The 13,148-nt window shown below is 58.1% G+C and carries 15 protein-coding genes and 1 riboswitch; of the genes, 1 reads left to right on the top strand and 14 read right to left on the bottom strand.

Annotated features, from left to right (window positions below; translation table 11 throughout):
* Nucleotides 1–9: 9 nt before the first annotated feature.
* The 7 genes from HMPREF0721_RS12735 to HMPREF0721_RS10675 all read right to left on the bottom strand — a co-directional run bounded on the left by HMPREF0721_RS12735 (nucleotide 10) and on the right by HMPREF0721_RS10675 (nucleotide 6,125).
* Complete coding sequence (locus HMPREF0721_RS12735) at nucleotides 10–1,191, bottom strand: LuxR C-terminal-related transcriptional regulator (protein ID WP_006599810.1); 1,182 nt, start codon at nucleotides 1,189–1,191, stop codon at nucleotides 10–12.
* A 37-nt stretch (nucleotides 1,192–1,228) separates the two neighbouring features.
* Nucleotides 1,229–1,906, bottom strand: a complete 678-nt coding sequence (locus tag HMPREF0721_RS10705) for a hypothetical protein (protein WP_006599809.1) — start codon at nucleotides 1,904–1,906, stop codon at nucleotides 1,229–1,231.
* A 546-nt stretch (nucleotides 1,907–2,452) separates the two neighbouring features.
* The gene (locus HMPREF0721_RS10695) at nucleotides 2,453–3,322 is read right to left on the bottom strand and encodes an aldo/keto reductase (protein WP_040640080.1); all 870 of its coding nucleotides are present in this window, start codon (nucleotides 3,320–3,322) and stop codon (nucleotides 2,453–2,455) included.
* Nucleotides 3,323–3,403: 81 nt separating this feature from the next.
* Nucleotides 3,404–3,883, bottom strand: a complete 480-nt coding sequence (locus tag HMPREF0721_RS10690; protein ID WP_006599806.1) for a flavodoxin — start codon at nucleotides 3,881–3,883, stop codon at nucleotides 3,404–3,406.
* Nucleotides 3,884–3,896: 13 nt separating this feature from the next.
* On the bottom strand, nucleotides 3,897–4,736 hold the full coding sequence (locus HMPREF0721_RS10685) for an aldo/keto reductase (protein ID WP_006599805.1): 840 nt from the start codon (nucleotides 4,734–4,736) through the stop codon (nucleotides 3,897–3,899).
* 13 nt (nucleotides 4,737–4,749) lie between these two features.
* Entirely contained in the window at nucleotides 4,750–5,505 is a 756-nt protein-coding gene (locus HMPREF0721_RS10680; protein WP_006599804.1) for a carboxymuconolactone decarboxylase family protein, read from the bottom strand.
* Between the two features lie 269 nt (nucleotides 5,506–5,774).
* Nucleotides 5,775–6,125, bottom strand: a complete 351-nt coding sequence (locus HMPREF0721_RS10675) for a cyclophilin-like fold protein (protein ID WP_040640078.1) — start codon at nucleotides 6,123–6,125, stop codon at nucleotides 5,775–5,777.
* Nucleotides 6,126–6,279: 154 nt separating this feature from the next.
* On the opposite strand from HMPREF0721_RS10675, the gene HMPREF0721_RS10670 reads away from it, so the two are divergent.
* Nucleotides 6,280–6,852, top strand: a complete 573-nt coding sequence (locus HMPREF0721_RS10670; RefSeq protein ID WP_006599802.1) for a TetR/AcrR family transcriptional regulator — start codon at nucleotides 6,280–6,282, stop codon at nucleotides 6,850–6,852.
* 51 nt (nucleotides 6,853–6,903) lie between these two features.
* Here HMPREF0721_RS10670 and HMPREF0721_RS10665 read toward each other — a convergent pair whose 3' ends face one another.
* The 7 genes from HMPREF0721_RS10665 to HMPREF0721_RS10635 all read right to left on the bottom strand — a co-directional run bounded on the left by HMPREF0721_RS10665 (nucleotide 6,904) and on the right by HMPREF0721_RS10635 (nucleotide 13,109).
* Nucleotides 6,904–7,518 carry a GNAT family N-acetyltransferase gene (locus HMPREF0721_RS10665; RefSeq protein WP_006599801.1) on the bottom strand — a complete coding sequence of 205 codons (615 nt, stop codon included), beginning with the start codon at nucleotides 7,516–7,518 and terminating at the stop codon, nucleotides 6,904–6,906.
* Complete coding sequence (locus HMPREF0721_RS10660) at nucleotides 7,505–8,365, bottom strand: putative ABC transporter permease (protein ID WP_006599800.1); 861 nt, start codon at nucleotides 8,363–8,365, stop codon at nucleotides 7,505–7,507. Before HMPREF0721_RS10660 ends, HMPREF0721_RS10665 begins: the two co-directional genes overlap by 14 nt.
* Nucleotides 8,366–8,461: 96 nt before the next feature.
* Nucleotides 8,462–9,370, bottom strand: a complete 909-nt coding sequence (locus HMPREF0721_RS10655) for a DUF4268 domain-containing protein (RefSeq protein ID WP_242821873.1) — start codon at nucleotides 9,368–9,370, stop codon at nucleotides 8,462–8,464.
* A 111-nt stretch (nucleotides 9,371–9,481) separates the two neighbouring features.
* On the bottom strand, nucleotides 9,482–10,306 hold the full coding sequence (locus HMPREF0721_RS10650; RefSeq protein ID WP_006599798.1) for a nitroreductase family protein: 825 nt from the start codon (nucleotides 10,304–10,306) through the stop codon (nucleotides 9,482–9,484).
* A gap of 189 nt (nucleotides 10,307–10,495) precedes the next feature.
* Nucleotides 10,496–11,077 (bottom strand): ECF transporter S component, encoded by a 582-nt coding sequence (locus HMPREF0721_RS10645; RefSeq protein WP_050786999.1) that lies wholly within the window; start codon nucleotides 11,075–11,077, stop codon nucleotides 10,496–10,498.
* 90 nt (nucleotides 11,078–11,167) lie between these two features.
* Nucleotides 11,168–11,302, bottom strand: a riboswitch (FMN riboswitch).
* Nucleotides 11,303–11,357: 55 nt separating this feature from the next.
* Complete coding sequence (locus tag HMPREF0721_RS10640; RefSeq protein WP_006599795.1) at nucleotides 11,358–11,795, bottom strand: ACT domain-containing protein; 438 nt, start codon at nucleotides 11,793–11,795, stop codon at nucleotides 11,358–11,360.
* A gap of 12 nt (nucleotides 11,796–11,807) precedes the next feature.
* Nucleotides 11,808–13,109 (bottom strand): phenylacetate--CoA ligase family protein, encoded by a 1,302-nt coding sequence (locus tag HMPREF0721_RS10635; RefSeq protein ID WP_006599794.1) that lies wholly within the window; start codon nucleotides 13,107–13,109, stop codon nucleotides 11,808–11,810.
* Between the last annotated feature and the right edge of the window lie 39 nt (nucleotides 13,110–13,148).

Genomic DNA, 13,148 nt, shown 5'->3' with positions numbered 1-13,148 from the left:
CTATGCCGTTTATTTGAGTAAGTGCTGTTTGAGCTGCCCCCGGCCGCTGATTGCTAGCTTTTGATACACCACCGAGAGCATGCTTTTAACCGTATTCACCGAGATGGCCATGTGCTCGGCGATGGCCGCATTCTGCCAGCCCTTGCTGGCCAGCATCGCAACAGCAAATTCCACGACGGTCAGCGATTCGGTCACCGGCACCGGCGAAACGTCGTTGTGCACCTTGCGCCATCCCCGGGCAAAGGCGCCGGCAAAGGCAACCACCGCCTTATAATGCTCGGGATGCCGCTCTTTCAGGCACGTTTCCGCCAGACCGCCCAAAAGCGCGTGATGCTCCCCAAAGGGACCGATGAATCCGTCGCCTTCGGCCAGCTCCCAGGCCGCCTCAAACCGGACCTTCGCCTCGGCTCCGCGCTTCAGACTGATCAAATTCATCGCGCAGATCAGATGCAAATAAATCTGCGCGATGGGATAGGGCTGGTCCGTCATCATCAATGCTGCCGCCGCGATGCCGAGGGATTCACAATAGGCCTCCTCGAGATATTTTTGATGCGCCCACGCATAATACGCAAAGAGTTTGAGCCCGACGGGCAATGGGCCGATTGCCGATTCGATGGGCACCTCATCGGCGACGGGCAGATGCAAAAGCACCGCCGTGGTGTAGGCCGCCATCACACCGACGGCCCGCATCTCCGGCATATCGCTTCCCTTCAGAATCCGGCACGCTTCCCGAAGCTGGCGCATTCCCCACTTGGCCGCGGAAATATCTCCCTCCGTCAAATTGGCATAACCGTAAATGATGTTGGCCGATTGGGTGACCATCCGCTCCCTGGCCGTCAGCTGACACGCCGCCAGGCGCGCGGCCTCCCGATGCCGCCTGGCGAAATAATAATACTCCGCCCGGGCGATGGCGCCCATCGCCCCGTTCATGCTTTCAATGGCCGCCCAGGCTTCCCCCGGCGCAAAGGCCGTGTTTAACAGCGGCAGAAAGGACGGCCCCCGGCTGGACAGGCTTTGACGGAAGACGACGCCGAGCGCCGCCGCGATCCGAAGAATTTCCTCGTGGGTCAGCGTGTTCCGGCGCAGTTTCTTGTCAAGGTTCTGCCGGCTCTGGCCGATGCGTCTGGCCAATTCTGCCAGGGGCATTTGCTGCTGCCGGCAGGCCTCCCGAATCATCTGGCTCGTCTTCACTGCCGCCTCTCTTCCTGATTTTTATTTTTGCGCCTCGTCAATCATATGGTTGCTGCTTGTTCATCGCAGTGATATAGCCGCCGAGGGCCGCGTCCAAAAAGGTATCCCGGGGATCGACCAGGCGCCACCGTCCGCCGATCTTCTGCAGATCGGCCGTCACCCGGCGCGTCGCCATATTTTTCGGATCCCTCGCCTGCCGGTCCGCGGCCGTCTGCAGGGATTTGGCCATCCGCGTGCGGATAGCCGCTTCGTCGTGATCCTTGCCCCGATGCGCCGCGGCGTAGGCCACGCTCTTCTGATACCATGCCGGCACGATTTTTGTCATGTCCACATTGGTCACCGTGACCCTGATCCGTACATGGTCGTCGGCCACCTTCTTCTTCGAGCGTATCCTGTATTTGACGTGGCGCCCCAGCACCTTTAACAGCGGCGCTTCGTCATCATCGTCCAGGTCAAGATCGAATTCGTCGATATCGTCGTCCGAATCATCGTCCGGGCCGTCATCGTCCGGGTCATCTGCCTTATCGTCGTCAATATCCACGTCGTCATCGTCCGTCAGCCGTTCGAGCCTCTCCGCATCTCCGGATTTCAAGGCTTTAAAAACCTGGGCCAGGGTGTTTTCGGCCGCCGATTCCGGCTTTGCCGCGACCCTGCATCCCGCCAGCGCGAACGCCAGCAGCAGGGCTATCATCAGTTTCCACCCATTGCGCTTCATAACTACTCACCCCTTTCAAGACGTTTTGAAAACGTTTTTATTGTACTTTGATTATACTGACTTTTTGAATTTAATCAAGTTTTTCAGCATTTCGTTTAAAGAATTCATGACAAATTAAGTCTCTGTCCGCAGCAAGGCCGCCGGCCCCTTTGAACGCGATGCCCGCACGCGCAGACAACAAAAAGCGGCAAATCCCTTCTCGGACTTGCCGCTTTGAGGTGTCGCGCTGCGACGGCGCTTCGGTTTTTCCCTTCTTTGCTTCCGCCGTTCTTTTGGTCCCTGCACGTCAAAAATCCGCCGGAAACCGTGGCTGTCGTCCGCAAGCTGCGAACCTTTCATTCCGTATCGAACACGCGCACGCGGCTAAATCCTCAGCTGATAAATACGGGTGCCGTCTTCTTCCTTCAAAGTCACACCGCTGATGCTGCCGCCGCGCCTGAAACGGCCAGCCGGCACCGGCATCCCGCCGGCGCTTTTTTGCGGTCATCAAAAATCCCCGCACCGGGCGGGGGAAAATTGCTGATTGCTTTTGCCTGCGGCCGCTGCCTAAAGCCTGCCCCCAAAAACCGGAAAGAAGCCTGCGTCGCCGTAATCCGTCATCGTCTCGAGACCGAGCAGGGTCTGCATGTCCGCATCGCTGATGGCGAAATCGATGGCCGCGTTATCGCGCATATGGTCGGGGTTCGCCGTCTTGGGCAGCACGATGAGCCCGAGCTGCCAGTCGTATCGGATGCACAGCTGCGGCACGCTCACCCCGTATTTATCGGCCATAGCAGCAATCTCCGGCCGTTTCATCGCCTCGCCGTGGGCCACCGGAGAATAAGCCTCCACCGCGATGCCCTGGGCCTGGCAGCGATCGATTAACGCCTTGGGCGTATTGGCGATGTGGGCCAGCACCTGATTGACCGCCGGCTTCACCCGACAGGCGCCGAGGATGTTATCAATATCGCCTTCGCCAAAATTGGAGACGCCGATGGCCCGGACCTTGCCGGCCGAAAGCGCATCCTCCAGAGAGCGCCAGGCTTCCCGGTTGCCTTCGTAATACCGGTCGTCCGACTGATTGACCGCTTTCCAGGGCTGGGGGCTGTGAATGATGACCATGTCCAAATAGGCGAGGCCCATCTTGGCGAGGGATGCGTCGATGGAGGCCGCCGCCGCGTCGTAGGTTTTGTGCTCTGCCGCGACCTTGGTCGTCACGAAAAGTTTTTCCCGGGGCACGCCGCAGCCGCGGATCCCTTCGCCCACGCCCCGCTCGTTGCCATAGGCCTGGGCCGTGTCGATGTGGCGGTAGCCGATGGCCGCGGCAGCTTTCACCGCGTCGGCCACGGCCGCGTCGTCGATCAGCCAGGTGCCCAGGGCGAGCCTGGGAATCGCCACACCGTTGTTTAATGTCAAAGTTTCTTCAAAAACGTTCATCGCATTTCCTTTCTTAATTTCCATTTGCTGTGCCGTCCGAATGCACGGATTAAAGCGCGCATCATCGCCTGACAGGCAAAGTCAGCCGAGCACGATCTTCGCCCAGTCGGCCAGGGCCGCCTCCGAAGTGCCGGCGTCAAAACGCCGCCCCGCGCGCCAGTCGGCATCCGGCGCCGAGGGCCTTAAATCATCCAGCACCCGGCCCATGCCGCTGCTGCCGGAGGTCGCAAAGGGGATCACCATCTTGCCGGCGAAGTCCCCGCTTTCCAAATAAGCGTTCACGATGGTCGGCGCCGTGTACCACCAGATGGGAAAACCCAGAAAAATCACGTCGTAGGCCGCGACATCGGCCGCCGCTTTCAGGGCCGGCCTTTTGGCTTTGTCGGCCTTCATCTCGATGCTGCTGCGGCTGTTCGGATCGGTCCATTGCAGATCCGCCGCGGTGTAGGGCACCGCCGGCTCGATGGGCTTGGTATCGGCGCCGATCGCCGCGGCCATTTTTTCTGCCAGGGTCTTCGTCGTGCCCGTCGCCGAAAAGTAACTGACTAAAATCTTTTTCATGATCGTGTTCTCCTTATAAAATGCTCATGAACCACGATACGGTTTCCGGGTCATGGTGGTCAAAGAACAGGCTCTTTCCGCCATCCAGTTCTTCGATTCTCTTTATCTCATCTGCGCTAAGTTCAAAGTCAAAAATGTCAAAGTTCTGCTCCATCCTGTCCTTATGCACGGATTTCGGAATCAGAATAACATCCTTCTGAAGCAGGAACCTGAGTGCAGTCTGCGCCGCAGTTTTTCCGTGGGATGCACCTACTTCCTTTAACACCGGATTGTTAAAATAGTCATTCTTTCCCTCTGCAAAAGGCCCCCATGACATCAGCTTTGTGTCGGTATCTCTGAGATATTTGGAGAGGACTTTCTGTTGCTGGAACACATGGGTCTCCATCTGGTTCACAGCCGGCTTCACTTCGGCAAAGTGCGCGATATCAAGGAATCTGTCCGGATAAAAGTTGGATACACCGATGGCTCTGGTCTTTCCCGCCTTATAAGCCTCTTCCATTGCACGATAAGTTCCGTAATAATCCCCAAAAGGCTGATGAATCAAAAGGAGATCTACATAATCAGTCTGAAGCGCTTTTAGCGACTCGTCGATGGACTTTGCCGCCTTTTCCTGTCCGGCATTGGTAATCCACACCTTTGTCGTGATGAAAAATTCCTCGCGGGCAATCCCGCTCTTCTTCCATGCCGCTCCAACGCCTGCCTCGTTATCATACGCCTGCGCGGTGTCGAGACTGCGGTATCCCACCTCGATAGCCTCACTGACGCACCTTTCTGTCTCTTCCGGCGGTGTCTGGTAAACCCCATATCCTAACTGGGGCATCTTTACGCCATTGTTCAATGTAATGTACTGCATAGCATTTTCCTCCTTACTTCAGCCTGTTATAGGCTTCGTCACTTACCGGCTCCAGCCATTCATTACTTGGATTGTCTCCCGGAATCTCAAATGCCAGATGGCTCATCCATGAATCAGAAGCTGCACCGTGCCAATGCTTGATGTTCGGCGGGATCTCGATAACTGTTCCGGGTGTTAGGACGACTGCGTCTTTGCCTTCCTCTTGGTACCATCCGCGTCCGCCGATGCAGATCAGCATCTGCCCGCCGCCCTTATCGGCATGATGGATGTGCCAGTTGTTCCGGCAGCCCGGCTCAAAGGTTACATTTGCAATCGGGAACTGCTTCCCGGAAACCGGTGCCAGATAACTTTGTCCAACAAAATATTTAGCATAGGCATCGTTCGGCGCACCGATCGGGAACATGATGGTCTTCTGATATGCGTCCCTTACCGCATCGCCGGTTGCTTCCTCTTCCTCCGGCCATACTTCAGCTATCATCGGGAAAGTGCTCCATGCTTTCGGCCATCCACAGTAAAATGCCAACTGGGTGACAGCCTCAACCGCTTCCTCTCTGGTAATTCCGTGCTCTTTGCCAAGTTGCAGGTGTGCTCTCAACTGCGGGTAAAGTCCAGCGGCAAACAGTGCCGCGATTGTAATCATACTTCTATCTCTGGCAGAAAGTTTATCTTCCCTTGCCCAGACCTTCCCGAACAGCGTGAGATCGTTCAACTCTCCGAAGAATGGAGCTATCGCTCCGAGGTTATCTCTGCCTGCTCTTTGCTCTTTCATATCGTATTTGCTCCTTTCACACTTCTTTGTATCTTATAAGCTTCCGGGCTACTCCCCCCTGCAAGGGTGCCAAATACCCCGAAAGGCATCCTTTTTGAGGTGCGTCAAATTGTATTTGTATCCATCAAGCATAGGACATTTCGTCGTCATGGGCAAAGGCCGGCGCAGAGCTCCCAAGGGCCTCCCGCCCGGCCGTCTGAACGATTTTTTTCGATTGATTTTGTGGACGCATGTTTTTTCTCCTGATTGAATCCCGGCACGATGCCGGCTTAAGCACGGGCAAAGGTGAGCGCGCCTGCCTCGAGCGCGTCCAGCCGGGCCAGCGTTTCGGCCGTCACGCGCCCGATGCGCTGGAGCCTGCAAAAGCCCGGCTCCGGCGGCGCGTCTTCGCGATAAAGATAGAGCGCGCCGCTGCCAAGCACGAGATCGCCGCGCCTGGGGCTGCGGCAGCAGTTCTCTGGATCGAATCGTCCCCGGGGCACCCGGCCGGCCAGCCGCGCGGGTTCATCGCGCATCGTCACCGTGAAGGGCTGCCGTCCTGCAAATTCCCGGGCCGCCGCCGAATCGCCGAGGGCCGCGCACAGGGTGATCCGCCCGGCTTTAATGGTGATGGTCGTCACCGCGCGCCTCCTTTCACACGCGCGCTGTCCGCGCGTTGCTTTTTTGATCTGTCTTCATTATAATAGCGATAATTCCCAAATACCATGACCAGTTTTTGGCTGCCGGGGTTTATGCCACGGATTTTAAAAACTGGACATTTTTCAGGAGGCTGCCATGCCGGAAACCACCGCCCGCGATCTGCGGGTCCAAAAAACACTTGCCGCCATTCACTCCGCCATCAAGGCGATGATCCTCGAGATGGATCCTGCCGCCATCACCGTTAAAGCGCTCGCCGAGCGCGCCCAAATCCACCGCAAGACCTTTTATCTGCACTACACCTGCATCGAGGCGCTCTTCGAAGATCTGCTCCTCGGCCTCGCCGAGGATTATTACGCCGCCATCGACACCCTGCCGCCGGACGCCCCCTTCGCCGAGGTCAACCGGGTGTTCTTCACCTTCATGGCCCGCCAGGAACCCTATGTGGAAAAAATGGTCTGCACCCCGGCCTACCAGGCCTTTACCGATACGCTGTTCACCGCGATCCGGGAACACAACCGCGCCCGGCACAATCCCTACGCCGCCTATCCCGAGGACGAACAGCACCTGATCAATACCTATTTGTGCATCGGCTCCCTCAACCTTTACCGCCAGTGGGTGGCCGACGGCAAGCGCGTTCCCCTCGAGCGCCTGATCGCGCTCTCGGGACAGCTCTTCTACGACGACATCAACGCAATCCGCCAAAAATAAGGCGCCAAAAAAACGCCAAAAGTCCTGAAGCCTCAGGACTTTTTTTGATGGCTAAAGCGCCTCGCGCAGGGCCGCCGTCACCGTCCCGGCCGGAAGTTTTCCGAAGGGGACGGGCGCCGGCATGGGCGAACGGTGTTCGCCGATGATTTTTTCCATCCAGATCATGTCGTACCAGCGGGCAAATTTATAGCCGCACCGGCGAAAGGTCCCCGCCCGCCGATAGCCCAGATGCGCGTGAAAGGTCGCGCTGGCATCGGTGAGATAGGGATCGTTCGGATCGGCCGGCATTCCGATGCAGGCGTAAAGATTGGTGATGCCCTGGGCCCGGCTGAGGGTTTCGAGCGCAGCGTAAAGTCTTCGCCCCCAGCCGCGGCCCCGGCGGTCGGCCGCAAGATAAATCGAAACTTCCGCCGACCAGGCATAGGCCGCGCGTCCCACAAACGCTCCGGTATAGGCATAGCCGGCGACGCCCCGCGCGTCCTGGGCCACCAGATAGGGATAGCGCGGCAGGGTGGCCGCAATGCGCCTGCGAAAATCGGCCGCCACGGGCACTGCCGTTTCAAAGGTGACGGCCGTGTTTTGCACATAGGGCGCGTAAACCGCAAGCAGTGCCTCGGCATCGGCTGGGGTCGCCATGCGGATCGCCATCGTTTTAACGTGATTCATCGGCATCCTCCCCTTTGACGGCCCGGCGCTGTTTTTTCAGGCGTGCTGCGGCATCCTTGAGCCCCTCGCCCAAATTGAATTCCGGCCGACGGGGCTTAAAGCTGTGGATGCGGCTTAGGGTGTGGCGCTGGGCCCAGCTGAGCCGGGCCGCATTGTGCTCCACGGCCTCCCGAAGGCGAGCTTCGCCGTTTCGCATGCGAGCCTCGATGGCTTCCCGCTTTTCGATGCCGGCGTTCTCCAGACGCTGGGGCACGCGGCTCACGGTTTCGTAGGTCTTTTGGGCTTTGGTGTTAAATTCCGCATGAATGCGCTCGACGTCCTCGATGAGGGCGGAAAGGCTCGCCTCGGTCAAGGCAAAATCCGCGCCGAAAAGCAGGGCGAAGCCAATGGCCAGCCCCTCGTAAACCATCGGCGGAACCGCGCTGTGAAGGCCCGACGTCCAGGGCAGCAGATAACGCACCACGGCGATCCCCGCCAGCCCAAAGCACAAACTCACCGGCAGGCAGATCCGCCCCTTCAGGTTGAGGGGCAGCCGGCTGTAGTCCCACCACCGCGCGTGGAAGCGGCACTCCAGCACCCAGGAGGTGACGTATTCCGCGACGGCGCTGCCCGCGGTGCAGATGACAAAAATCTGCCACAGCGGCGCCGGTCCCGGACTGATCTGGGAAAGCCCGCCGAACACCAGACGCGCCGCCACCACGCAGCCGCCGTAAATCGGGCACACCGGCCCGAAGAGAAAGCCCCTGTCCTGCCAGCGCTTCTCACTGATGGTGCAGTAAACGGATTCCCAGACCCATCCCAAAAAACTGAAAAAAATAAATTCGACAAAATATTGTGAAATCGGCATCTTATTATGGTTTCTCCTCGCTGTCCTGCATGGGCCGGGTCATCCCCTCTTTGATCCCCCGGGTCCGTGGCCAATCCTTTAGCAAACAGGAATTTTTTATAAATATTTGGCAAATGCTTTTTTCATTTTTACCATGACGGTCATCAACCAATCGAACTGCTTCGACCATTGCATACGGTCGTCATAGTCAACAGTTCTTGTGGCGAGAATCCGGCTGGCTTTATACCCTGGCAGTGGCCGCCAATCAAGTGACAAACCTGTCTCGGCTTCAATGCTGTCTTTATTTTCAAACAATGTTTGAAAAAGGGCCATATCATCATCAATATAAAGCGAAACCGTCAACTGACAACTGGTACGCACCTGGGAAACCACTATGCGACAGGCTGCGCTGCCAATGCTGTAATCTATCCAGTTATCTTTTGAAGGCTTTCTTCGATTAAATTGTTTGGAAAAATCATCATTCTGAAAGGCATAATCCTGAAACGCGTGCCAATATTCCAGCCTCAGTTGCTCCGTTTTGCTGGTAGCCGCTATTTTTCGAATTTCCTTAGTCCAGTCGTTTGGCTTTTCGATTACCTCGAATTTAACCGCCGGATCGGAATTGCCAATGCGATACAACTTGATTTCACAAAGGAAAATCCCGATTTGATCGTCCGTATGGCGGTTCAGCCATTCCACTGCCGATCGGTGCTCTTCCCGAGCATGTTTGACCACCCAGACGATAATATCCGCCGACTTTCCAGACGCATAGGTGATGAGTTTTCCCAAATGGTCGTGATCGGTATCTTCTAATTGATTTTCAATGATAATGGTGCGCTCGGTTCCTGTTTCCGATGCCAAAATATCCACGCTGAAACCTCCGACGGCCGATTCTATTTCATCGACGCTGATCTCCAAGCCGATTGCCTCCGATAAAATGACGATATGATCGTCTTCTGCCAGCCACGGAGTAAAGTCCAAGGCTTCATGCGGCCAGACTTCCCGCAAATTCTCAATCGCTTCCAATTTTCTCAGATGCATTACCACCGCTCCATTTCTCATATTCATTTTTCAAACCGCTTCATCCCGATATGCATGCGCTTCGTTTATCACAGGCCGCCGCAGAAAACAGATTGATCAGGCGTCCGCTTCATACGTTAAAACATACGTTGTGTGATCCGGGCAGGCGATGCCGGGATCGGCCGCGGCAAAATGTCCGCTCAGACCGGCTTCTCTTGCCGCCAGCTCAAAATGGCACAGGGCAATGCCCAGATCCACCTGCTGAATGTCCAGGACATCCCCCTTGGAAATCCCCCGGGAACGGCATTCATAAAAATGAACGCGCTGCCCGTCGGTCACGACGCGCCAGGGCTGTTTATTGACGGCCGACGGGGCCAGGCGCACCATCTCAAGCGGATCGGCCCAGTTTCCCGCCGTTTCCGGGGTTAGGGGCGCCGCAAAGTCACCGGCGAAAAACAGCCGCTCAAAGGGCAGGCGCGTGTCGGCTTTTACGGCCTTTCGCATGGCCCGCTCCCGGATCGAGCGCTTGGCCGCATAGCCCACCGGGCTCGCCGCCGACATCACCTCGTCGGCTTGAAGCGCCACGGCCGCCTCGAAAGCCGGCCGGTCGAGGGTGCCCGCGATCCACACCGTGCCCAACCCCAGCGCCGTCGCGCTCAAAAGCAGATGCTCAAAGCTGTAGCCATAGGCCGCCGCCGCGAGGGGCTGCCTTTTGACTTTGCCGGCCAGATAGGTTCTGGCCCCCACAATCACCGGGCTGCTCAGCTTATCGGCCTCGGCATCGAGCCATTGAAAGCGCACCGGAATTGTCAGCAGCCGGGGCGCCTCGGCCATGGCGCGTTCGAGGGCCGCCCGATGCGCCGGACTCAAATCCCGCCCGTCAAAGGTGCGCACGCTTTTGCGCGCGCGGATCACGTCTGTCCATCGCTTATTTTCCGCCATATTCAACCTCGTTCCTCAATCGGTATTTTTGTCATGTCTCCAGTCTATCGATGATTTCCGCTTTTGCCAACCCAAATTTTCAAAAAACATCGCACGCCCTCAATCCCGCTTTCCTCTTTCGCCTGAAAACAGAGCGCAAAAAAACCGCCTCCGAGCGTTTCGGGGGCGGTTCCCTTAAAGCCCGGTCCTTCAGGCTTTTGCTTTCTGAGATTTTTTGCGGTTAAAATCCGCATCGGCGAAACGGGACACGGATTTGTACACCACGAAGGTGACGAGCGCGTTGATCCCCGCCTTAATCAGATTGAAAGGAATGATAACCGGCACCAGCATGGCCGCCACCGCCGCCCGGGGCGTGCCCATGAAGATCGGCGTCATGATCAGATTCCAGGCGCACATCACCGCCGTCATCGTCACGATGCCGGCGAGCAGCGCGGCGACGGCTCCCCGGCGGGTATGGAAGCGGCCGTAAATCAGGCCGGCCACGATCACGAAGCTGCCCGTGGCAAAAAAGTGCATCAGGATGCCGATGATCCCGCTGGACGCCGACACGGTCAGCCCCTGCACCACACAGGCCGCCGCCGTGATGACGAGCCCGCCGAGCGGCCCGAACATAAAGGTCCCGATGAGAATGGGAATATCCGCCGGGTCGTATTCCAGAAAGGGCGCCGCCGGAATGATCGGAAAGTGAATCAGGTAGACCAAAAGCGCCGACATGGCGGCGAGAATGGCCGTTTTAACCAGAAAATTTGTTTTGCGATTTTGGGTTGTCATTGGATCCTCCTGTTGTCTGTCTCGAAGCGCAGAAAAACCCGCCCGCAAAAAAGCCCCGGCAAAAAACCAGGGCATGGGAAACAAGGTCGTGCACCGTTTCTTTCATCCGGACTATACCGTCGGTTTCGGATTTGCACCGAATCAGCCGGGAGCCGAAGCCCCGGCGCGCAGACTCGCTTTCGCATCACTGCCGGTGGGGAATTGCACCCCGCCCTGAAACAGACTGATATTTGATTGGTTTCAGTATAGTCATTTTCTCGGCGCTTGTCAACCGCACGCGTCAGCGATCGAGCAGCTCGTCCCTTTCGAGCAGGATGATGCCCGGCGCCTCGGTGAGCACCTTAGCCGCGGCGTCGTTGTCGGCGTCCATCACCTTGAGCACAATCACCGCGTTCTTGGTGTTCTTCGGCAAAAACGAATACGCGTAGGCGATGCCGATGCCGGCCTCCGCCAGCACGTCGACGATGGCGCTCATGCCGCCGGGGCTGTCGGGCACTTCCGCCGCGAGCACCCGGGTCACGTTGGCCAGGATGCCGGCGCGCTTCAGCGACGCGAGGCCCGCGTCGGTGTCCTGCAGAATCAGCCGCAGAATCCCGTAGTCCGAGGTTTCCGCGATGGTCAGCGAGCGGATATTCACCTCGGCCCGGGCCAAAACCCGCAGCACCTTGCCGAGCTGGCCGGCCTGATTTTCCATAAAAACCGAAACTTGTCTGATCATTTTGACACCTCCTCAGATTTTGCGCAGATCGATGACGCGCTTGGCCTTGCCCTCGCTGCGCGCGATGCTCTTGGGCTCCACCAGCGTAATCTTGGACTTGATCTGAATGATGGATTTCACCCGGTCGGCGATCTTCGCCTTCATGGCCTCCAGCTCGGTGACGGAGTTGATATCGGTGTCTTCTTTGAGTTCCACCTTGATCTCCAGCGTATCGAGGGCGCCCTCACGCCGCACGATGAGCTGATAGTGCGGTTCCACGTCGCCGGTGTCGAGCAGGGCCGATTCGATCTGGGTCGGGAAGACGTTGACCCCGCGAATCACCATCATGTCGTCGGTGCGGCCGGAGAGGCGCGCGATGCGGCGGTGGGTGCGCCCGCAGCGGCAGGGCTCGTCGACGATATGGGTCAGGTCGTGGGTGCGGTAGCGCAAAAGGGGCATGCCCTCCTTGGCCAGGGTGGTGATCACCAGCTCCCCTTCTTCGCCGTCGGGCACCGGTTCGCCGGTGTTCGGATCGACGATTTCAAAATAGAAAAAGTCCTCCCAGAAATGCAGACCGTCCTGCTCTTCGCACTCGATGGCGACGCCCGGCCCGCAGATTTCGCACATACCGTAAATATCGAAGGCCTTGATGGCCAGGCTTTCCTCAATGGTTTTACGCATGTTTTCCGACCAGGGTTCCGCGCCGAAGATTCCGGCCTTAAGCGGCAGCGCGGCCGTATCGATGCCCGCGTCCCGGAAGGCCTCGCCCAGATAGCTGGCGTAGGACGGGGTGCAGGTCAGATGGGTGGCCTTGAAATCCTGCATCAGCATGATCTGGCGGGCGGTGTTCCCGCTGGACATGGGGATCACGGACGCGCCCATGCGCTCGGCGCCGCCGTGAATCCCGATGCCCCCGGTGAACAGGCCGTAGCCATAGGCGTTGTGGATGACGGCGTGCTCGTCGGCGCCGGTACCGGTGAGCCCCCGGGCCACACATTCGGCCCACATGGCCAGATCGTTATGGGTATAACCGTCGCAGACGGGCTTGCCCGTCGTCCCGGACGAGGCCTGCACCCGGGCGATCTGCGACAGGGGCTCGGCCAGCATGCCGTAGGGATAGCTGTTTCGCAGATCCTCCTTCGTGGTGAAGGGCAGCCGGCGGATATCGTCCAGGCTGTTGATGCTTTCCGGCCCGACGCCCAGCGCCTGCAGCTTTTCCCGATAAAAGGGCACCCGGGCGTAGACCTTGTCCACCGTCTTCTTCAGCCGGTCCAGCTGCAGCGCCCGGAGCTGCTCCCGGGGCATGCACTCAAAGGTTTCATTCCAATATTTCACACTTTCCTCCTCCGCTGATGCAAACCTGCCGCCAAAAGC

Source organism: Pseudoramibacter alactolyticus ATCC 23263 (assembly GCF_000185505.1).
GTDB lineage: Bacteria > Bacillota > Clostridia > Eubacteriales > Eubacteriaceae > Pseudoramibacter > Pseudoramibacter alactolyticus.
This window is presented reverse-complemented; position numbering and strand designations above follow the sequence as displayed.

Excerpts from the sequence above, each read along its gene's own strand:
- HMPREF0721_RS10660 (WP_006599800.1), bottom strand. The coding sequence starts at position 8,365 with ATGCCGATTTCACAATATTTTGTCGAATTTATTTTTTTCAGTTTTTTG.
- HMPREF0721_RS10685 (WP_006599805.1), bottom strand. The coding sequence starts at position 4,736 with ATGCAGTACATTACATTGAACAATGGCGTAAAGATGCCCCAGTTAGGA.
- HMPREF0721_RS10705 (WP_006599809.1), bottom strand. The coding sequence starts at position 1,906 with ATGAAGCGCAATGGGTGGAAACTGATGATAGCCCTGCTGCTGGCGTTC.
- HMPREF0721_RS10665 (WP_006599801.1), bottom strand. The coding sequence starts at position 7,518 with ATGAATCACGTTAAAACGATGGCGATCCGCATGGCGACCCCAGCCGAT.
- HMPREF0721_RS10695 (WP_040640080.1), bottom strand. The coding sequence starts at position 3,322 with ATGAACGTTTTTGAAGAAACTTTGACATTAAACAACGGTGTGGCGATT.
- HMPREF0721_RS10640 (WP_006599795.1), bottom strand. The coding sequence starts at position 11,795 with ATGATCAGACAAGTTTCGGTTTTTATGGAAAATCAGGCCGGCCAGCTC.
- HMPREF0721_RS10680 (WP_006599804.1), bottom strand. The coding sequence starts at position 5,505 with ATGAAAGAGCAAAGAGCAGGCAGAGATAACCTCGGAGCGATAGCTCCA.
- HMPREF0721_RS10690 (WP_006599806.1), bottom strand. The coding sequence starts at position 3,883 with ATGAAAAAGATTTTAGTCAGTTACTTTTCGGCGACGGGCACGACGAAG.
- HMPREF0721_RS10670 (WP_006599802.1), top strand. The coding sequence starts at position 6,280 with ATGCCGGAAACCACCGCCCGCGATCTGCGGGTCCAAAAAACACTTGCC.
- HMPREF0721_RS10650 (WP_006599798.1), bottom strand. The coding sequence starts at position 10,306 with ATGGCGGAAAATAAGCGATGGACAGACGTGATCCGCGCGCGCAAAAGC.
- HMPREF0721_RS10645 (WP_050786999.1), bottom strand. The coding sequence starts at position 11,077 with ATGACAACCCAAAATCGCAAAACAAATTTTCTGGTTAAAACGGCCATT.